Source organism: Mangrovihabitans endophyticus (assembly GCF_014646155.1).
GTDB classification, from domain to species: domain Bacteria; phylum Actinomycetota; class Actinomycetes; order Mycobacteriales; family Micromonosporaceae; genus Actinoplanes; species Actinoplanes endophyticus.
Window position 1 is genome coordinate 1 of the sequence record NZ_BMMX01000016.1, and the last position, 20221, is coordinate 20221.

At 70.2% G+C, this 20221-nt stretch carries 14 protein-coding genes; 5 read left to right on the forward strand and 9 right to left on the reverse strand.

The window, feature by feature from the left end; translation table 11 throughout:
- Window positions 1–166 precede the first annotated feature (166 nt).
- Window positions 167–2017, forward strand: coding sequence for a dihydroxy-acid dehydratase (ilvD, locus tag IEY73_RS18095; protein ID WP_189080417.1), 1851 nt, complete (start codon window positions 167–169; stop codon window positions 2015–2017).
- A gap of 58 nt (window positions 2018–2075) precedes the next feature.
- Here the strand turns inward: ilvD and IEY73_RS18100 are convergent, their stop codons facing one another.
- From IEY73_RS18100 to IEY73_RS18115, 4 genes are all read right to left on the reverse strand, one after another.
- A complete protein-coding gene (locus IEY73_RS18100; protein ID WP_189080418.1) occupies window positions 2076–4493 on the reverse strand; it encodes a glycosyl hydrolase 2 galactose-binding domain-containing protein in 2418 nt (805 codons plus the stop codon).
- Window positions 4493–5347: a carbohydrate ABC transporter permease gene (locus IEY73_RS18105; protein ID WP_189080419.1), complete on the reverse strand. Its 855-nt coding sequence runs from the start codon at window positions 5345–5347 to the stop codon at window positions 4493–4495. Before IEY73_RS18105 ends, IEY73_RS18100 begins: the two co-directional genes overlap by 1 nt.
- A complete protein-coding gene (locus IEY73_RS18110) occupies window positions 5344–6327 on the reverse strand; it encodes a carbohydrate ABC transporter permease (RefSeq protein ID WP_189080420.1) in 984 nt (327 codons plus the stop codon). Before IEY73_RS18110 ends, IEY73_RS18105 begins: the two co-directional genes overlap by 4 nt.
- A 79-nt stretch (window positions 6328–6406) precedes the next feature.
- On the reverse strand, window positions 6407–7690 hold the full coding sequence (locus tag IEY73_RS18115) for an ABC transporter substrate-binding protein (RefSeq protein ID WP_189080421.1): 1284 nt from the start codon (window positions 7688–7690) through the stop codon (window positions 6407–6409).
- 332 nt (window positions 7691–8022) lie between these two features.
- Between IEY73_RS18115 and IEY73_RS18120 the strand changes: the two genes are divergently transcribed.
- Complete coding sequence (locus IEY73_RS18120; protein WP_189080422.1) at window positions 8023–9042, forward strand: LacI family DNA-binding transcriptional regulator; 1020 nt, start codon at window positions 8023–8025, stop codon at window positions 9040–9042.
- A gap of 31 nt (window positions 9043–9073) precedes the next feature.
- Here IEY73_RS18120 and IEY73_RS18125 read toward each other — a convergent pair whose 3' ends face one another.
- Window positions 9074–11773: a putative bifunctional diguanylate cyclase/phosphodiesterase gene (locus tag IEY73_RS18125; RefSeq protein WP_229715931.1), complete on the reverse strand. Its 2700-nt coding sequence runs from the start codon at window positions 11771–11773 to the stop codon at window positions 9074–9076.
- Window positions 11774–11969: 196 nt separating this feature from the next.
- Between IEY73_RS18125 and IEY73_RS18130 the strand changes: the two genes are divergently transcribed.
- Window positions 11970–12365 carry a PH domain-containing protein gene (locus IEY73_RS18130; protein WP_229715932.1) on the forward strand — a complete coding sequence of 132 codons (396 nt, stop codon included), beginning with the start codon at window positions 11970–11972 and terminating at the stop codon, window positions 12363–12365.
- Between the two features lie 492 nt (window positions 12366–12857).
- Here the strand turns inward: IEY73_RS18130 and IEY73_RS18135 are convergent, their stop codons facing one another.
- The gene (locus IEY73_RS18135; RefSeq protein WP_189080424.1) at window positions 12858–13784 is read right to left on the reverse strand and encodes a 2-hydroxyacid dehydrogenase; all 927 of its coding nucleotides are present in this window, start codon (window positions 13782–13784) and stop codon (window positions 12858–12860) included.
- A 201-nt stretch (window positions 13785–13985) separates the two neighbouring features.
- On the opposite strand from IEY73_RS18135, the gene IEY73_RS18140 reads away from it, so the two are divergent.
- Window positions 13986–15170 carry a PQQ-dependent sugar dehydrogenase gene (locus tag IEY73_RS18140; protein ID WP_373292815.1) on the forward strand — a complete coding sequence of 395 codons (1185 nt, stop codon included), beginning with the start codon at window positions 13986–13988 and terminating at the stop codon, window positions 15168–15170.
- A gap of 45 nt (window positions 15171–15215) precedes the next feature.
- Window positions 15216–16835 (forward strand): metallophosphoesterase family protein, encoded by a 1620-nt coding sequence (locus IEY73_RS18145; RefSeq protein WP_189080426.1) that lies wholly within the window; start codon window positions 15216–15218, stop codon window positions 16833–16835.
- 40 nt (window positions 16836–16875) lie between these two features.
- On the opposite strand, the gene gatB is transcribed toward IEY73_RS18145, so the two are convergent.
- The 3 genes from gatB to gatC are packed head-to-tail and all read right to left on the reverse strand — an operon-like array spanning window position 16876 to window position 20156.
- Complete coding sequence (gene gatB / locus IEY73_RS18150; protein ID WP_189080427.1) at window positions 16876–18372, reverse strand: Asp-tRNA(Asn)/Glu-tRNA(Gln) amidotransferase subunit GatB; 1497 nt, start codon at window positions 18370–18372, stop codon at window positions 16876–16878.
- Between the two features lie 16 nt (window positions 18373–18388).
- Window positions 18389–19834, reverse strand: coding sequence for an Asp-tRNA(Asn)/Glu-tRNA(Gln) amidotransferase subunit GatA (gene gatA, locus IEY73_RS18155; RefSeq protein ID WP_373292819.1), 1446 nt, complete (start codon window positions 19832–19834; stop codon window positions 18389–18391).
- Window positions 19835–19856: 22 nt separating this feature from the next.
- On the reverse strand, window positions 19857–20156 hold the full coding sequence (gene gatC / locus IEY73_RS18160; RefSeq protein WP_189080429.1) for an Asp-tRNA(Asn)/Glu-tRNA(Gln) amidotransferase subunit GatC: 300 nt from the start codon (window positions 20154–20156) through the stop codon (window positions 19857–19859).
- Between the last annotated feature and the right edge of the window lie 65 nt (window positions 20157–20221).

Consider the following 20221-nt stretch of genomic DNA (forward strand, 5'->3'; position numbering starts at 1 on the left):
GGGCACGGGCGGGCACGGACGGGGCGGGGCGCCCGGCCGGCGCGGGGGCGGCGCGGGCGGGAGTCGGGGCGGGGCGGGCGGGAGTCGGGGCGGGGCGGGCGAGGACGCGAGTGGGGAAGGGCTGGTGCGGGCGGAACATCTGCGGTGCGCGTGGCAAAATGATGGGATGCCTGAACTGCGCTCCCGGACCTCGACCCATGGCAGGACGATGGCCGGCGCGCGTGCCCTGTGGCGCGCCACCGGCATGACCGATGACGACTTCGGCAAGCCCATCGTGGCCATCGCCAACAGCTACACCCAGTTCGTGCCGGGACATGTGCACCTGAAGGATCTCGGTGGTCTGGTTGCCGGCGCGGTCGCCGAGGCCGGCGGGGTGGGGCGCGAGTTCAACACGATCGCGGTGGACGACGGCATCGCCATGGGACACGGCGGGATGCTCTACTCGCTGCCGAGCCGGGAGCTGATCGCCGACGCGGTGGAATACATGGTGAACGCGCACTGCGCGGACGCCCTGGTGTGCATCTCCAACTGCGACAAGATTACCCCCGGCATGCTGCTCGCCGCGTTGCGGCTGAACATCCCGACGGTGTTCGTCAGCGGCGGACCGATGGAGGCCGGCAAGACGGTCGCCATCGAGGGCGTGGTGCACGAGAAGCTCGACCTTATCGACGCCATGTCGGCCAGTGCCAACGAGAACGTGACCGAGGAACAGCTCGGCACCATCGAGCGGTCCGCCTGCCCGACCTGCGGTTCGTGCTCGGGCATGTTCACGGCCAACTCGATGAACTGTCTCACCGAGGCGATCGGCTTGGCGCTGCCCGGCAACGGGTCGACGCTGGCCACGCACGCGGCCCGCAAGGCACTGTTCGAGCGGGCCGGCGCGTTGATCGTGGATCTGGCCCGGCAGTACTACGAGGGCGATGACGCCTCGGTGCTGCCCCGCGCCATCGCCTCGCGCGACGCGTTCGAGAACGCGGTTGCCCTGGACGTGGCGATGGGCGGCTCGACCAACACGGTGCTGCACCTGCTGGCCGCGGCCCGGGAGGCGGAGCTGGACTTCCACGTGGCCGACATCGACGCGGTCTCGCGCCGGGTGCCGTGCCTGTCGAAGGTGGCGCCGAACAGCACCAAGTACCACATGGAGGACGTGCATCGGGCCGGCGGCATCCCGGCGCTGCTGGGCGAGCTGAACCGCGGCGGCGCGCTGCGGACCGGCGTGCGCGCGGTGCACTCGCCGGACCTGGCCACGTGGCTGGACGCCTGGGACATCCGTGGCGGCAAGGCCACGCCGGAGGCGCTGGAGTTGTTCCACGCGGCGCCCGGCGGCGTGCGCACCACCGAGCCGTTCTCCACCACCAACCGGTGGTCCACGCTGGACACCGACGCGGTGGAGGGCTGCATCCGGTCGGTCGAGCACGCCTACACCACGGACGGCGGGCTGGCGATCCTGTTCGGCAACCTCGCCCCGGACGGCTGCGTGGTGAAGACCGCCGGTGTCTCGGAAGATCTGTGGAAGTTCACCGGTCCGGCGCGCGTCTTCGAATCCCAGGATCAGGCCGTCGACGGCATCCTCGGCAAGCAGGTGGTCGAGGGCGACGTGGTGGTGATCCGCTACGAGGGCCCGCGCGGCGGGCCGGGCATGCAGGAGATGCTGTACCCCACCTCGTTCCTCAAGGGACGCGGGCTGGGCAAGGCGTGCGCCCTGATCACCGACGGCCGCTTCTCCGGCGGCACCAGCGGGCTGTCCATCGGCCACGTCTCTCCGGAGGCCGCCGCCGGCGGGCTGATCGCGCTGGTCCGTACCGGTGACGAGATCGTGATCGACATCCCCGGCCGCAGCATCACGCTGAACCTGAGCGACGAGGAACTCGCCCGTCGGCGCGCCGAGCAGGACGAGCGGGCCAAGCCGTACTCCCCGGCGGAGCGGGAGCGACCGGTGTCGGCGGCGCTGCGCGCGTACGCGTCGATGGCGACAAGCGCGAGCGACGGCGCCTACCGCCGCGTGCCGGAGGCGTGAAGCGCCTGCCGGCCCACGTCGCCGCCGGCCCACGTCGCTGCCGGCCCACGTCGCGCTGCTAGCCCACGTCGTTCACGCATCGCAGCACCGGCCGGGCCGTCAACGCCACGGGGTCCAGGCCCGTCGCGCCGGTGACGTCGAAGGTGAACGACTCCCCCGGCAACAGGGTCACCGACACCTCCGACGCGGTCGCGTCCGGGTGCACGCGGTCCGGATACAGCGTCAGGTCGCGCAGGATGCTGTGTGCGGTCACCGTCACCCGCGTGACGTCTCCGCGTTCCGCGGCCGACGCGTCGAACTTCGCCGACGGCCACGACACGTCCTTGTCCGCGGCGAAGAACCACCAGGAACGCGTGTCGCCGGCCTCCGCCAGGACCAGTTCCGCCGCCGGGTCGCCGGGCTGCGTCACGTCGGTCGGCAAGGCCAGAGTCACGGCGTCGCCGGGCGGCACGGTGGCGCCCACGGTCACCGCGGCCAGGATGTTGCCGAGCAGCGTCCGGCGGGTCACCGTCACCGTCGCGGACCACGGCGTGCCGGAGTCGTTCACCAGCACCGCCGCCGGGACGCCGTCCCGCGGTTGCAGGGTGAGCAGGCGGTCCGCGTACGCGCGGCGCAGGGCGTACCACAACGGCTTGCGCCGCCCGTCGCCGTCCACGGCCGCCCACGAGGTGACCGGCCAGCAGTCGTTGAGCTGCCACATGATGGTGCCCATGCACAGCGGGCGCAGCGACCGGAAATGCTCGATCCCGTACGCCACCGCCCGCGCCTGATTGAGCTGCGTGAGGTAGTGCCAGTCGTCGAAGTCGCGCGGCGCGGGAAGGTGGTTGTCCAGTCCGCGGGTCAGTTTGGCGTCGCCGCCGATGGCCTTCTGGTGGTGCGCCATGCCGGGCGAGTCGGGGGCGAGCGGATCGTCGGACAGCGCCCGGCGCAGCGTCGCGTACGCCGGTGGCGCCTGGAACCCGAACTCGGCGACGAAACGCGGCCGGTAGCTCCGGTATTTCGTGTAGTCGTCGGTGTTCCACACGTCCCAGATGTGCATGGTGCCGTGCGCCGGGTCGTTGGGGTGCCGCCCGGCGTCGCCGCTCCACGGACTTCCCGGCCAGTACGGACGGGTCGGATCCAGCGACGCGACGATCGCCGGCAGCATGTCGAAGTAGTAGCCCGCGCCCCAGGTGCGGTCACCCAACGCGGGCTTCCAGTCCCAGTCCTCGTGACCCCAGATGTTCTCGTTGTTCCCGGTCCACATCACCAGGCTGGGATGTGAGCTGAGCCGCACCACGTTCTCGTGCGCCTCGGCCGCCACCTCGCTCGCGAACGGCTCCTCCTCCGGGTACGCCGCGCAGGCGAACAGGAAGTCCTGACCGACCAGGAAACCAAGTTCGTCGGCCAGGTCGTAGAAGTCCTCCGACTCGTACCGGCCGCCGCCCCACACCCGCAGATAGTTGACGTTGGCGTCGGCGGCCTGCTGGAACCGTTCCGCCAGCCGGTCGCGGGTGACCCGGTCGGCGAACACATCGTCGGGGATCCAGTTGACGCCCCGGACGAAGATCGGCGTCTCGTTGACGATCACCGTGAACGGCGTGCCGTCCGCGTCCGGGGTGGTGTCCAACCGCACCGAGCGGAACCCGATCCGCCGGGACCATTCGTCCAGCAGGGTGCCGTCCGCGGCGTGCAACCGCACGTCCAGGTCGTGCAGATGCTGCTCGCCGTATCCGCGGGGCCACCACAGTTGCGGCTCGTCGACGGTGAGGATGAGCAGCGCCTCACCGTCGGCCAGGGTCGCCCGGCTGCGCCGGCCGCCGACCGACGCGGACACGGTGAGCGGCTCGGCGGTCTCCCGTTCCAGCCGCACACGCACCTCCACCCGGCCCGTCCCGTCGTGCACGGTGACCTGCGGGCGCACCTCGGCGAGCCGGCCGCCGGTCCAGCCGTGCAGCCCGATCGGCTGCCAGATGCCGGCGGTGACAAGCGTCGGACCCCAGTCCCAGCCGAAGTTGCAGGCGGTCTTGCGGATGAAGTTGAACGGTTCCGGGTACGCGTTCGGCCGGTCACCGAGCCGGTCACGCCACCCTTGCGCGTACCCGTACGCGGAGTCGAAGGTGACCTGCAGGGTGTTGCGGCCGTCGACCAGGGCGTCCCGGGCGTCGAACCGGTAACCGCGGTGCATGTTCGCGGTGCGGCCCAGCTCGACGCCGTTCAGCGTCACGGTGGCCACGGTGTCCAGGCCGGCGCAGACCAGGTCCGTCCGGGACGTCTCGGCGGCGAAGTCGAACGAGGTGGTGTAGACCCACGTCGTACGTCCGATCCAGGCCGTTTCGAGCTCGTTCTCGTCGAGGTACGGATCGGCGATCGCGCCGGCCGCGAGCAGGTCGGTGTGCACGCAACCGGGCACCGTCGCCGGGATGTCGGACAGGTCCGCTCCGGCGAGCGTCCAGCCTTCGTGCAGGGGTCGGTACGCGGTCACGGAACTCCTCATCAGGATTTGACGGCGCCTTCCATGATTCCCCGAACGATCTGGCGTCCGCCGATGAGCAGGAGCACGATCAGCGGCACGGTCGCCGCCAGCGCGCCCGCGAGCACCCGCCGGTAGATGACGTAGTTGCCGCTCGCCAGGTCGGACAGGGCGACCATGGAGGTCGGGTATTCGGTGCCGTTCAGCGTGATCAGCGGCCACTGGAACTCGTTCCAGGTGGCCACGAACGTGAGCAGTCCGAGGACCGCCAGGGCCGGACGGATGGCCGGCACCACCACGCTCCAATAGACCCGCAGGGTCAGCGCGCCGTCCAGCCGGGCCGACTCGATGAGCTCGTCGGGCACCGCGTGCGCGACGAACTGCCGCATGTAGAAGACGCCGAAGGCGCTCACCATGAACGGCGCGATCACCGCCAGCAGGGTGCCGTTCCAGCCGAGCTTGCCCATCAGGATGTACAGCGCGACGACGCCGAGCTGGGTGGGCACGGTCAGGGTCAGGATCACCACGAACATCAGCGCGTTGCGGGCCGGGAACCGCAGCTTGGCGAAGGCGAATCCGGCCAGCGAGCAGAAGAACAGCGTGGTGGCGGTGACCACGCCGGCCACGATGACGCTGTTGATCAGCGAAGCGGTGAAATAGACGTTCTGCATGGAGAAGACTTCATGCAGGTTGACGAAGAGCTGGTCGCCGGGCGTGACGGTGGGCGGGATCGAGTTGACCGCCGCGTCCGTGCTGGTGGCCACCACGAACATCCAGTAGAGCGGGAACGCCGACACGGCCAGCACGGCGACCAGGGCGAGGTAGGTCTTCCAGGTGCCGCGGGTGTCCTGGGGCGCCCGCGCGATCGGGGTCCTCATTTGCGGCCTCCTCCGCTGAGCCGGTTCGTGGCCAGCGCGTTCAGACCGGCGACGACGAGGATGATCAGGAACAGCGCCCAGGACATCGCCGCCGCGTACCCGAGGTTGAGGTCCTTCCAGCCGACCTTGTAGATCAACTGCGCGATGGTTTGGTATTGATGCGCGGATCCGCCGCTGGCCGCCGCCGGGTTCTCGTCGAACAGCATCGGCTCGTTGAACAGTTGCAGGCCGCCGATGGTGGACAGCACCACGGTGAACACCACGACGGGCTGGATCATCGGCACGGTGATCCGCCACAGTTGCCGCCACGGTCCGGCGCCGTCCACGGCCGCGGCCTCATAGACGTCCTTGGGAATGGATTGCATCGCGGACAGGTAGAGCAGGGCGTTGTAACCGATCCACTTCCAGTTGACCATCATCGCGATGGCGATCCACGAGCTCCACTTGTCGGCACGCCAGTTGATCGGGTTGTCGGTGCCGATCCCGAACAGCGACAGCACCCAGTTGGCCATGCCGCCGTCGCGGGTGAAGAACACCGCGAAGACCAGCGTGGAGGCGGCCACCGGCGTGACGTACGGCAGCAGCACGCCGACCCGCCACCAGGTGGTCGCGCGCAGTCTGCGGTTGAGCAGATTGGCGATCATCAGTGCCAGCAGCAACTGCGGCACGGTGGAGAGCAGGAAGATGCCGAACGTGTTGAACAGCGCGTTCCAGAAGTCCTCGTCGGTGAACAGCCGGGAGAAGTTGTCGAACCCGGACCAGCCGTTCGCATCCGGGTCGTCCAGCCGCCAGTTGCGCAGCGCCACGATCGCGTTGAAGACCAGCGGAAAAACCCCGAACACCGCGAACAGCAGAAAGAACGGGGCGATCAGAAGGTACGGCGTGCCCTTGACGTCGAAGCGGTAGAGCCAGTGCCGTTGCGGTTTGTCCGGCGGGCGCCGGCGGACCGCCGGCGGGCGCGGCGGCGCGGTGAGGGACAAGGCCACTCCTTTGCTCGTGCGGCTCGCCCCACGCGGCGGGGCAGCCCCGTGGCCACCCCGCCGTGTGGGATGCGGTGGGTCAGGAGTTGGCGGCCTTCTCGGCTGCCTTCACCGCTGCGGGCCAGGCCGTTTCGGGCTTGAGCTTGCCCTCCTGCACCTGGGTGATGACGTTCTCCACCTCGACCCGGGTGGGGCCGTTCTTCTTGCCCAGATATTGCGGCTTCAGGTTCTCCGCGGTGGCCGCGAAGATCTGGCCGGTGGGCGCGTTGTTCATGAATTCCTTCTTGTAGTTCAGCACCGCAGGGTCCTTGTACAGCGCGGGCTGCGAAGGCAGGTTGCCGACGGTCTTGAAGACCTCGATCTGCTGTTCCGGCTGGATCATCCACTCGACGAACTTGTACGCCTCATCGGTGTTCTTGCCCTGCTTGGGGATGGTCCACCAGGAGCCGCCCCAGTTGCCGCCGCCACCGGGGATGGCGGCGATGTCCCACTTGCCCTTCTGGTCGGGCGCGGTGTCCTGGATGTGCCCGAGCATCCACGCCGGGCAGGCCAGCACGGCGAACTGGTCCTTCTTGAAGCCCTGGTCCCAGTTGGGCTGGAAGCTCGCCAGGTCGGCGGAGAGCCCGGCCTCGATCGCCTTCATGCTGACGTCGAAGGCCACCTTGGGGCCGCCGTCCATCTGCAGTTGCTCCTGCTCGTTGTAGAAGCCGACGGGCTGCTGGGCGAGCACCGGGTTGAACATGTTGGTGCCGGAGTCGACGAACTTCTTGCCGGTCTTGGAGACGTACTGCTTGCCGACGTTGATGAAGTCGTCCCAGGTGGGCCAGAGCTTGGACACCGCGTCCCGGTCGGTGGGCAGGCCGGCCTTTTCGAACAGGTCGGTGCGGTAGCACATGGCCAGGCCGCCGACGTCGGTGCCGAGGCCGATCTGCTGGCCGTCGGTCGACATGGACTGCTGCCACTTCCACGGCAGATACTTCGACTCGTAGCTGCCGGCGCCCTTGTCCAGCAGGTTCACGAACTTGTCCGCCTGGCTGCGGAACTGAACGATGAAGCCCTCGTCGATGGCCGAGATGTCCGGCGCGCCGTTGCCGGCCACCAGCTTCTTCTGCAGATCCTCGTGCTGGGCGTTGTATTCACCCGAGTTGAGGATGATCTTGACGTTGGGGTGGGCCGCCTCGTAGTCGGCCTTGAGCTTGTCGAGCCCCATGTCGCCCCAGAAGTTCACCTTGAGCGTGACCTGGTCACCCGACGCGTCGTTGTTGCCGCCCTGGAGACTTTCGCCGCTGCATCCGGCGGCGACCATGGTCGCCGCGACGCCGACGGCCACGACCGCCATGCCCCGCCTGCCGAACCGTTCCATGTGTTCCTCCACCCGAGGGGTAGTGAATTTACTGAACCGGATAAGTGCCGTGACCGTATGACGCCCTCTCATCGGTGTCAATACCATGTTTCGATTTTGTGTCTGTCCGCTGGCAATACGGAAATTTGCGACATCGTGCGGAGAGATAGTGACTAATAGCCCTGTGTGCTGTAACACTTAACCGATCAAGTCATGGCGCTCGTACGGCCTTACCAGGCGCGCGGTAGCGTGAGAGCGCTCTACGGGCGCACTTACCGGGTTCACCATGTCGCCGAACCGGTCATGTGCGCGGGGGCACGCCGGTATCGTTCGGCAGTAAAGAGGGAGTCCGAGTGAAGCGGCCCACGATCGCCGACATCGCGCAGCGGGCAGGAGTGTCCAAGGGCGCGGTGTCCTATGCGCTGAACGGTCAGCCCGGCGTCTCCGAGGCGACGCGCAAGCGCATCGTCGCCATCGCCCAGGAGATCGGGTTCAACCCCAACAGCGCCGCCCGTGCGCTCTCCGGCGCCACCGCCAAGGCCGTCGGGCTCACCCTGTGCCGACCCGCCCGGATCCTGTCCATCGAACCGTTCTTCATGGGACTCATCAGCGGCTTCGAGGCCGAACTCGCGGCCCGGTCGTACGCCCTCACGCTGCAGGTGGTGGCCACCCCGGAGAACGAGGTCGAGGTCTACCGGCGGTGGTGGGGCGAGCGCCGGGTGGACGGTGTCTTCGTGTCCGACCTGCGCGACGACGACGTACGCATCCCGGTGCTGCAGACGCTGCGACTGCCGGCGGTGGTGATCGGCGGTCCCGGCGACACCGGATCGATCACCCAGGTCTGGTCCGACGACGCCGGCGCCGTCGCGGAGGCCGTGCGCTATCTGGTGGCGCTGGGCCACCGGCGCATCGCCCGCGTCGGCGGGCTGCCCGACCTGTTGCACACGCAGAGCCGCACCCGCGCCTTCACCGACGTGTGCATGGCGCTGGGCCTGGAGACCGCGGTCACGGTGCCGTCCGACTACACCGGCGAGGAAGGCGGACGGGCGACCCGGCGGCTGCTCATCGGCGCGGAGCGGCCCACCGCGATCATCTACGACAACGACGTGATGGCAGTCGCCGGGCTGGCCGTGGCCCAGGAGATGGGCATCCGGGTGCCGGCCGATCTGTCCATCGTGGCCTGGGACGACTCCCCGCTCTGCTCCCTGGTGCACCCGTCGCTGACGGCGCTCAGCCGGGACATCTCCGAGTACGGCGCGCAAGCCGCCCGGCAACTCCTGGCGGCCGTGGACGGCGAACAGGTGACAAGCGTCGAAGCGGGCACCGCCCATCTGACACCACGCGGCAGCACCGCACCGCCGCGTACCCGGTGAGCCGGCACCGCCGCTCCGCCGCGCCCTGGCGTCAGTGCGAGCGCTCGGACCGGTGCGTGTCCAGATAGGCCTCGATGCGCTCGGCCGGGGCGGGACGGGCCAGCGCGAAGCCCTGCCCGTACAGGCAACCGGCCGCGCGGGCCCGATCGATCTCCTCCTCGGTCTCCAGACCCTTGGCGACGATCTCCAGGCCCAGCCGGCGGCCGAGGCTGACCACCACCTCGACCACCGCCGGGCCGACGATGGGCTCGGTCGGGGCGTTCATCAGTGTCCGGTCCAGCTTCAACATGTCGACCGGCAGCCGGCGCAGATGGGACAGCGATGCCTGCCCGGCGCCGAAGTCGTCGAGCGCGGCGCGGATGCCCAGCTTGCGCAGCGCGGCGAGGGCGGCGACCACGGCCGGCACGTCCTCGGCCACCCACGGCTCGGCCACCTCGACGACCAGCCGCTCCGGGGCGAGGCCGTGCCGCGCCAGGACGGCGGCGACCCGGTCCGGGAAGCCCGTGGCGAGCAGCTCGCGCGGCGCCACGTTGACCGACAACCAGAAACCGTCGTCCCCGGTGGACCAGTCGGCTAGGCGCCGGCAGGCCGCGTCCAGAACCCACTCGTCCAGCTCGCCGGCGATCCCGACGGCGCGGGCGATGGGCAGCATCTCGCCGGGCAGGATGGTGCCGAGCGTCGGATGCCGCCAGCGCACCAGCGCCTCGATGCCCACCGGCGTCTTGTCGCGCAGGTTGACCACCGGCTGGAACACCAGATCCAGCTCACGGTTGTCGGCGGCGTTCAGCAACTGGTGTTCCAGATCCATGCGGCGATGCAGCTTGATCTCGACGTCCGTGTCGTACCACTCGACCCGGTCCCGGCCCAACTGGCGCGCACGGCTGCGCGCCAGGTCGGCATGCCGCATCACCTCGTCCGAGTCGGAGCCCCCGCTGAGCTCCGCGAGCCCGACGCTGGTGTGCAGCTCGACGATCACGCCGGGCAGGTGGTACGGCTCCATCAGCAGCGTCACCAGCCGGGTGGCCAGCGCGTACGCCAGCACCGCGCCGTCGGCGGTGAGCACCGCGAACTCGTCACCGCCCAGCCGCGCCGGGACGTCCTCGGCGCCCAGCAGGCTGCGGATCCGGCTGCCCACCTCGATCAGCACCGTGTCGCCGACGTCCCGGCCGTGCGCCTTGTTGATGTCCGCGAGGCCGTGCAGCCCGATCACCAGCAGCGAGCCCTGCTGACCGGCGCGCCGCCGGTACGCGAGCAGGTCACGCATCAGCGCGCGGTGGTTCGCCAAGCCGGTCAGCTGATCGGTGCAGTGGAGCATGTGCAGCGCACGTTCAAGCTGGCGGCGTTCCCCCACATCCCGGACGTGCACCACCAGGGCGGCGACTTCGGGCACGCCGCGCTGATCGGAAACCGTGGACTCGGTGTCCCGCCACACCCCGTTACCGTCCCGGATGCGGGCGTTGATCAGCGCGGGCGGGCCGTCGGCGTGGTCGCCGGAGAGCACCGCCTCGATCACCGCCTGCGCGTTGGCCGCGTCGTCGGGGTGCAGCAGGTCCCGAAAGTTGCGGCCCAGCACCTGCGCGTCGGCGAGCCCGAACAGCCGCGCCGACGCGGGCGACTGCCAGTCGATGGTGAGACGCTCGTCGAGCACCAGCGTGAGATCGGTGGCGCCGGCCACCAGCGACCGGAAATGCGCCTCGTTGGTGCGCAGCCGACCGGCGTACCGGCGGATGTCGCTGACCGCGAGCAGCTCCCGCATCACCAGCGTGCCGACCATGGCGAAGCCCAGGGCGACGGCGGTGGTGTCGAAACTGCCGACCACGATCCAGTGGTAGACCGCGGCCAGCAATCCGAGCCCGGCCGGAATGGTGAGCAGCGGATAGCCGGCCGGATTCGGCTCGGTCGCGCGCACGTCGCGCCACGGCGCCGACGGGATCGCGCCCGGCGTCTCCCCCGGCGGCTCGGCACTCGGCCGGGCCTGGCCGACGGTGCGATGCGCGCCCCCGGCCGCCGTCACCGCCAACCCGACGACCGCCGGCACCCCCAGCGTCACCAGCGCCGCGCCCGCATGCCCCAGGACGACCAGGTTGGTCGCGACGGTGAGCGCGGCAAGCGTCACCACGACACCCCACCCGCATCGCGCTGCCGGGCCGTCGTGCGGCCGCACGCCGAGCAGCACGACGATCATGATCGACACGGCCGTGGCGCCGACGAGCGTCGGCGGCAGCGCGACCATCTCGGCGGCGCTCACCGGCCGGACCAGCCACGCCGCGAACCCCAGGCTGATGCCGAGGCCGACCCCGTCGAACACGCGGCGAAACCGGACCGGCCAGGTGGCGGCCCCGCCGGGCAGCACCATCGCCCCGGCGACGCCGAGCACTCCCGCGAGGGCCAGGACGGCCGTGACGGGCAGCGATGTCGACGGTGCGACCAGGGGCAGCACGGCCCACACCCCGGCGGACAAGGCGGCTGCCGTCAGCAGTCCGACGGCGCGGCGATCATGCACGCCGGCAGGGACAGGACCACGTCCGTCGTGGTGCGTCACGGCGGGCAGCCCCAGCATCGCGGCCGCCCACAGAGCAGACATTCCGACGCCCACGGCAACCGCGACCCGCGGCGCGATCAGGCCGCCCAGGCCGGCCAGCAGGACCAGAACGGCGGCGGCGGGCACGACGAAATGCGCCGCCCGGACGGCGGTCCGGGTGCGGATGTGCTCGTGAAACGGCGGTGCCACGTCAGCGAGATCTCCTGCACGTGCGAGGGGAAGGGAGTGAGACCCACACCGGGCAACGAACTTCCCTCGATCAGGTTACGTGTGGTCGCAAATCCTCCGCATACTCGGATCGTCGGGTATGGACCGTCGACACGCAAACACGAAAACGGGCATTACCCCGTCCGGGGTGCTCCCCGCCGAATGCGAGGATGGGCGGGTGAGCAACAAGCCCGTGCTGCGCCTGCGGAAGACCGGGGCGTTACTGGTCGTCGCGCTGATCGCCGTCGTCGGGACGGTGCCCCTTGCCGGAGCGCGCTGGCAACTGACCCCGCTGTTGCTGATTCCGCTGCTCTTCGGCTTCTGGGTGCTGCGCTCGGGCACCGACGTGGACGCGACGTCGCTGCGAGTGCGGGCGTTGTTCGGCACCACCGAGGTGCCCTGGTCCCGGGTGCGCGCCTTGGCGCCGGACGAACGCGGCCGGGTCTCGGCACTACTCGACAACGGTCATATGATCCACCTCACGGGTGTCACTCGACAGAACCTGCCGGCGGTCCTGGCGGCCGGCGGTCAACAGGTGTCGCAGGACGACGAGACGACCAGCCCCAGCCCCTAGGCACGTCCACAACCCCGGTTCACAAGTTCGGCGACGGCCCTCCCCGGCCGGTCGCCCACCTGACAACGCCCACCCAGGTGACCCTGCCATCGCCCGGCGACCCCGCCGCCCCGACCGACCCCCGCAGCCGCCCCAGCGGACCCCGCAGCCGCCACGGCCGACCCCCGCAACCGCTCGACGATCCCGCAGCCGCCACGGCCGACCCCGCAGCCGCTCGACGATCTTGGATATTGTGGCCCGAAAAGTGGTGATAACCGCCGCTTATTCCCCCCACCAACTTCAAGATCGCCGGGGAGCGGCGCCGGCCGGTTGCCGATCTTGAGGATTGTGTGCCCGCTTCGGGTTGATAAGAGGCGATAAGCCCGACCGTAAAGTTCAAGATCGACGCGGTCGCAGGGGGCGACGCGAGCGGGCGACGCGGGCGACGCGGGCGACGCGGGCGACGCGGGCGACGCGGGCGACGCGGGCGACGCGGGCGACGCGGGCGACGAGTCAGTATCCGTTCGCGACTTTGTTGATCAAGGGGTCGCCCGCCGTGAAGCGGCGTAGCTGGTCACCCACCAACGCGTACCCGCGCCGCAGCAGGCCCTGCACGTTGCCGCCGACGTGCGGAGTGATCAGCACATTCGGCAGGTGCCACAACGGGTGACCGGGCGGCAACGGCTCCGGGTCGGTGACGTCCAGGGCCGCCGAGATCCGGCCCGACGCCAGCTCGGTCAGCAGCGCCGCGGTGTCCACCACCGGTCCGCGCGAGGCGTTCACCAGCAGCGCGCCGTCCGGGAGCGCCGCCAGGAACCCGCCGTCCACCATGCCCCGCGTCTGCTCGGTCAGCGGCACCACCAGAACTACCACGTCGGCGTCCGGCAGCAGCGACGGCAGATCGTCGACGCCGTGCACGCCCTCGTCCGGGCGCGCCGTGCGAGCTACCCGGGTCATGGTGACCTCGAACGGCGCCATCCGGTCCTCGATGGCTCGCCCGATCGATCCGGCGCCGATCAGCAGCACGCGCCCGCCGGTCAGTTCCGGTGTCGGCGTGACCGCTCTCGGCGACCATTGTTCCCGGTCCTGGGCGCGCACGAAGAAGGCGAAGCGACGCAGCGCGGCCAGCACGGCCGTCATCACCCACTCGGAGGTGGAGGCGTCGTGGACGCCGCGGGCGTCGCAGAGCGTCACGTCCGCCGGGACGTGCCCGGTCCACGCGTCCGCCCCCGCGGTCAGCAACTGAATCGCTCGCAGAGCCGTCATCTTGGGCAGCAGATCCGTCCCGCTGACCCGGGAGACGAAGGGTGGCACCCAGAAACCGACGTCCGCGGGGTCGGACGGCAACGAGATCGCGTCGGTGCAGACCTCGAGCTGAACATCGTCCGGCAGCCCGCCGAGCAGGTTCCGGCCTTCCTCATGAGCGATCCAAACCTTCACCCACCCAACCTATGCCGATCCTTGCGGATCCCACCTGTGCCGATCCTTGCGGATCCCACCTTTGCCGATCCTTGCGGATCCCACCTGTGCCGATCTTTGTGCACCCGGGCCGTCACCGGAGCGCCGGGAACCTCAGCCGACACGGCTACGCTGGGCCCAGGACAGCAGGACCACCGAACAGCGCGGGCCCGAGGAGGTCGTGTGATCGAGCGCAGCCGGCGGACCGGGGCGGCAGCGGTGGTGCTGAGCGCCGTACTGGCTGCCGGGTCGGCCTGCACCTTCGGCCCGCCGGATCCGGACGTGGCCGGCAAACCACCGAACCTGCCTACGCCGTCGGCGGCTGAGGAGGGCGGCGCGGCGCCCGGTGGCCAGGACCAGAGCGGCCAGGAGGTCGTGGTGACGGTGCTGGCCAAGGGTCTGGACGTGCCGTGGGGCATGGCCTTCCTGCCGGACGGCTCAGCCCTGGTCACCGAGCGCGACACCGGGCGGATACTGCGGGTCGGTCCGGAGATAGAGAACGACAGCCTGAAGGTGACGCAGGAGCGACGGCTCAGCGAGCCGGAGCCGGGCGGCGACGGCGGACTGCTCGGCATCGCGGTCTCCCCCGACTACGAGACCGATCAGACGGTATTCGTGTTTTACACGACGGCCGAGGACAATCGCGTGGCCAAGCTCACCCTCGACGGCGGCGATCCGGAGCCGATCCTGACCGGCATTCCGAAGTCGCGCGACGCCGACGGCGGACAGTTGGCCTTCGGCCCCGACCATTACCTGTACGTGACCACGGGCGACGGCACCGAGAAGGGCACTCAGGCGCAGGACCCGAAGAGCCTCGGCGGCAAGATCCTACGCATCACCACGGACGGCAAGCCGGCACCCGGCAACCCCGTCAAGGACTCGCCGGTCTGGTCGTCCGGGCACCGCAACGTGCAGGGCATCGCCTGGAACGACGACGACACGATGTACGCCACCGAGTCCGGGCAGAAGCGGCTCGGCGAGCTCAACGTGATCGCCAAGGGCAAGAACTACGGCTGGCCCTCGGTCGAGGGCGACAGCGCCGACGGCGATTTCACCAATCCACTGGTCACCTGGCCGATCGCGGACTCGTCCTGTTCCGGCGTGGCGGTGCTGGAACGGCTCGTCGCCACGGCGTGCCTTCTCGGGCAACGCGTCTGGCTGGTGTCAACTACCCGTAACGGCACGGTGCTGGGTAGCCCTCAGGCGGTGCTCATCGGCGAGTACGGACGTCTGCGCGCGTTGGCACAGGCGCCGGACGGCTCCCTGTGGGTGACCACCTCGAACCAGGAGGACGGCGGCGAGCCCGGCCCGGACGACGACCGCATTCTGCGCCTGGTCTTCGCCGGCGGCGGCGCGGGCCGAAGTTGACCATGCGGGTTTCGACACGATCACCCGGGGGGAGGTGAGCCGACGATGAGGCGACAGTGGAAGCGAGCGGTCGCGGTGACCCGGCGCGGGCTGCGCAACCGGTGGTTTCGGCGGGTGCGGATCGTGGCGGCGGTGCTGGCCGTCAGCCTGACCGGCGTCGTGGTGGGCACCCTGCTCTTCGCCCACACGGAGATCAACGTCGGCCCGTTCCGGGCCGAGATGTCGGTCACCCCGTCGTGGAGCGGCAGCACCGAGATCGACATCCCGCCGCTCGGATCGTTGCACCTCAACAGCCATGACGGCCCCACGCATCTCAGCGTGGACCTCGGATCGCTGGACCAGAAGCGGACCGAGGCGCTGATCGGCGACCCGAGGTCGCTCACCTCGGCCGGCCAGACCGCGCTGGAGGAGGTCCGCAGCGGCGTGCTCCGCCTGGGCATCCGCGCGCTGGGCGCTTCGGTGGCGTGTGCGCTGGTGCTGGCCGGCCTGGTCTTCCGCAGCGTGCGACGGATGGCATGGGCCGGGGGCGTCGCCCTGACGGTGACCGCGGGCAGTCTGGGTCTGGCCGCCGCGACCATCCGGCCGGACTCGATCAGCGAGCCGCGGTACGAGGGTCTGTTGGTGAACGCGCCCGCGGTGGTGGGTGACGCGCAGCGGATCGCGGACAACTACGGCAAGTACGCCGCGCAGTTGCAACAGATCCTCACCAACGTGAGCCGGGTGTACTCCGCCGTGTCCACGCTCCCGGTCTACGAACCGGCCGGCGACACCACTCGCATCCTGCACGTCTCCGACCTGCACCTGAACCCGTCGTCCTGGGGTCTGATCCGGACCGTGGTGCAGCAGTTCGACGTCGACGCGGTCATCGACACCGGCGACATCGTGGACTGGGGCAGCGGCCCGGAGAAGTCGTACGTGTCGGAGATCAGCAGCGTCGGGGTGCCGTACATCTATGTGCGCGGCAACCACGACTCGGTGGCGACCGAGGCCGCGGTGGCCCAGCAGAGCAACGCCCGGGTGCTGAACGACACGATCACTCAGATCAACGGCCTGACCATCGCCGGCATCGCCGATCCGCAGTTCACGCCGGACAAAAGCTCGCTACCCGATGCCGACCCGGCCGATCCCAGCTCGTCGCCGTTGCTGCGCAGCGGCATGGAGCTGGCGAACACCATCCGCAACTCGTCCAAGCCGGTGGATGTGGCCCTGGTGCACGACCCGGCGATGGCGCCGCCGCTGGCTGGGGTGGTGCCGCTGGTGCTCGCCGGGCACCTGCACCACCGTGTGGTGAGCGTGCTGAGCCCGCAACCGGCCGAGCCCGTACCGTCCGCCGACGCCTCGCCGGAGCCGGCCGGGGTGCCGAACCCGGAACCGGCGCCCTCGGCGCAGACGCCGAATCCGCCGGTGCAGACCCGGCTCATGGTGGAGGGCTCCACCGGCGGCGCGGGCCTGCGCGGGCTGGAACACGAGGAGCCGACCCCGCTGGCGCTGTCCGTGCTCTACTTCGACGAACAGCACGTGCTGAAGGCGTACGACGACATCCACCTCGGCGGCACCGGCCAGTCGCAGGTGACGCTGGAACGCAAGGTCGTCGGACACGACGAGGACGACGAGCCGGACACCACGGTTTCCGTGCCGGCCAGCGGGACGCCGAGCGGTAGCTGACCGGCCCGGCGCCCGGCTGACCGGCCCGGCGCGGAGCTGATCAGCCGCTGAGGCGCTCCAGGATCAGTTCCCGGACGGCCTTGGCGTCCGCCTGTCCGCGGGTCGCCTTCATCACCGAGCCCACCAGTGCCCCGGCCGCGGCCACCTTGCCGTCCCGGATCTTGGCCGCGATGTCCGGGTTCGCCGCGATGGCCTCGTCCACCGCGGCGGTGAGCGCGCCGGAGTCCGAGACCACGCCCAGCCCGCGGGCGTCCATCACGGCCGTCGGGTCGCCCTCGCCGGCCACCACGCCCTCCAGGACGGCGCGCGCCAGCTTGTCGTTCAGCTTGCCGGTGTCCACCAGGTGCTGCAGCTCCGCCACCTGTGCCGGGGTCGCGCCCACGTCGGCGAGGTCGGTGCCGGTCTCGTTGGCCCGGCGGGCCAGTTCACCCATCCACCACTTGCGCGCGCCGGCCGGTGACGCACCCGCCGCGATGGTTCGCTCGATCAGCTCCACCGCGCCGGCGTTCACCACCGACTGCATGTCCAGTTCACCGATCCCCCATGCCTCGCGCAGACGCGCGTACCGGACGCTGGGCTTTTCCGGGAGCTCCGCGCGCAGCCGCGCGACCCATTCCGGGTCCGGCGCGATCGGCACCAGGTCGGGCTCGGGGAAGTAGCGGTAGTCGGTCGCGGTCTCCTTCGACCGGCCGGACCGGGTGTCGCCGGTGTCCTCCTGGAAGTGCCGCGTCTCCTGAAGGATCGAGCCGCCACCGTCGAGCAGCGCGGCCTGGCGGATGATCTCCGACCGTACGGCCCGCTCGACCGACCGCAGCGAGTTGACGTTCTTGGTCTCGGTGCGCGTGCCCCATTCGGCGCCCGGCAGGTTGAGGGAGGTGTTCACGTCGCAGCGCAGCGAACCCTGTTCCATGCGCACGTCGGAGACGCCCAGCGAGCGGATGATGTCCCGCAGCTCGGTGACGTACGCGCGGGCCACCTCGGGTGCCCGCGCGCCGGTGCCGGTGACCGGCTTGGTGACGATCTCCACCAGCGGGATGCCGGCCCGGTTGTAGTCCACCAGCGACTCGGTCGCCCCGTGGATGCGCCCGGTGGCGCCGCCCACGTGCAGCGTCTTGCCGGTGTCCTCCTCCAGGTGCACCCGTTCGATGCCGACCCGTACCGTCTCGCCGTCCACGTCGACGTCGACATAGCCGTCGGTGCACAGCGGTTCGTCGTACTGCGAGGTCTGGAAGTTCTTCGGCATGTCCGGATAGAAGTAGTTCTTCCGGGCCATCCGGCACCAGGAGGCGATGTCGCAGTTCAGCGCCAGTCCGATGCGGATGGTCGCTTCGATGCCGGCCCGGTTGGCCACCGGCAGCGAGCCGGGCAGGCCGAGGCAGACCGGGCACACCTGGGTGTTGGGCTCGGCCCCGAAACCGGTCGGGCAGCCGCAGAACATCTTGGTGTTCGTGCCCAGCTCGACATGCGTCTCAAGCCCGATCACCGGCTCGTAGCGGCCGATGGCGTCGTCGTAGGACGGCAGCGCGATGGTGGTCATTGGCGTGCGGCTCCTCTTACAGTTCCGGCGGCGTCAGCGTGCCGACGGCGGACTCCAGCGCGGCGGCCACGCGGTACATCCGGTCGTCGCCCATGGTCGGGGCCATCACCTGGAAGCCCACCGGCAGACCCTCGCTGGTGCCGCAGGGCACCGAGATGGCCGGCCCGCCGTACAGGTTGGTCGGGATGGTGAACAGGTCCGCGAGATACATCTGGTACGGGTCGGCGGTGCGCGACCCGAACGGGAACGCCACGAACGGCGTGGTCGGCGAGATCAGCGCGTCGACCCGCTCGAAGGCCGCCTGGAAGTCGCGGGTGATCAGGGTGCGGACCTTCTGCGCCTGTCCGTAGTAGGCGTCGTAGTAGCCGCTGGACAACGCGTACGCCCCGATGATGATGCGCCGCTTGACCTCCGGGCCGAAGCCGGCCTCGCGGGTCAGCGACATGACCTCTTCCAGCGAACGCGCGCCGTCGTCGCCGGCACGCAGGCCGTATCGCACGCCGTCGAACCGGGCCAGGTTGGACGAGCACTCGCTGGGCGCGATCAGGTAGTACGCCGGCAGCGCGTAGGTGAAGTGGGGGCACGACACCTCGACCACCTCGGCACCGAGCTTGACCAGGGCCTCCACGGACTCCTGGAACGCGGCGCGCACACCCGGCTCGGTCCCGTCCCCGGCGAACTCCTTGACCAGGCCGAGCTTGACGCCGCTCAGGTCGCCGTCCGCGCCGAGCCGGGCGGCGGCCACCACATCCGGGACCGGCTGCGGGATGGAGGTGGAGTCACGCACGTCGTGACCGCCGATCGCGGCGTGCAGCAGCGCGGCGTCGGCCACCGTACGGGCGCACGGTCCGGGCGTGTCCAGGGAGGACGAGAAGGCGATCAGCCCGTACCGGGACGTGCCGCCGTAGGTGGGCTTGGCGCCCACGGTGCCGGTGACCGCGCCCGGCTGCCGGATCGAGCCGCCGGTGTCCGTGCCGATGGCCAGCGGCGCTTCGTACGCGGCAAGCGCCGCGGCGCTGCCCCCGCCGGATCCGCCCGGGATGCGGCCCAGGTCCCACGGGTTGCTTGTCGGACCGTACGCGGAGTATTCGGTGGACGAGCCCATCGCGAACTCGTCCATGTTGGTCTTGCCGAGCATGACCGTGCCGGCGTCGCGCAGCCGCTCGACGATGGTGGCGTCGTAGGGCGGGCGCCAGCCCTCCAGGATCTTGGAGGCTGCGGTGGTGGGCACGCCCTTGGTGGCCATCACGTCCTTGACGGCGATCGGCACACCGGCCAGCGGACCCGACTTCTCGCCCCGGTCGACGGCCTCCGCGGCGCGCAACGCGCCCTCGCGGTCCACGTGCAGGAAGGCGTGCACCCGCTCGTCGACCGTCGCGATGCGGTCCAGGTGCGCGGTGGTGACCTCCACCGCCGAGACTTCGCCGTTCTTGATCAGGCCCGCGATCTCGGATGCGGTCATCCTGGTGACGTCGCTCACGACCTCACTCCTCCTCGTCCAGGATGCGGGGCACGCGGAACCGGCCCTCGGCTTGGTCGGGCGCGCCGGCGAGCACCTCGTCGGGGGTCAGACAGGGCTGCACGACGTCGTCGCGGTAGACGTTCGTCAACGGCACCGAATGTGAGGTGGGCGGGATGTCCTCGGCCGTCACCTCACCGACCCGGGCGACCGACTGCAGGATGACGTCGAGCTGGCCCGCGAACCGGTCGAGCTCCTCCTCGGTCACGGCGAGCCGCGACAGGCGCGCCAGATGCGCGACCTCCTCGCGGGAGATGGCGGACATGCTGCCCCCTGTGTCTCGATGGATTGTCTGTTCGTGCGACGCCGACGAGTCTATTCGCGCGGCTG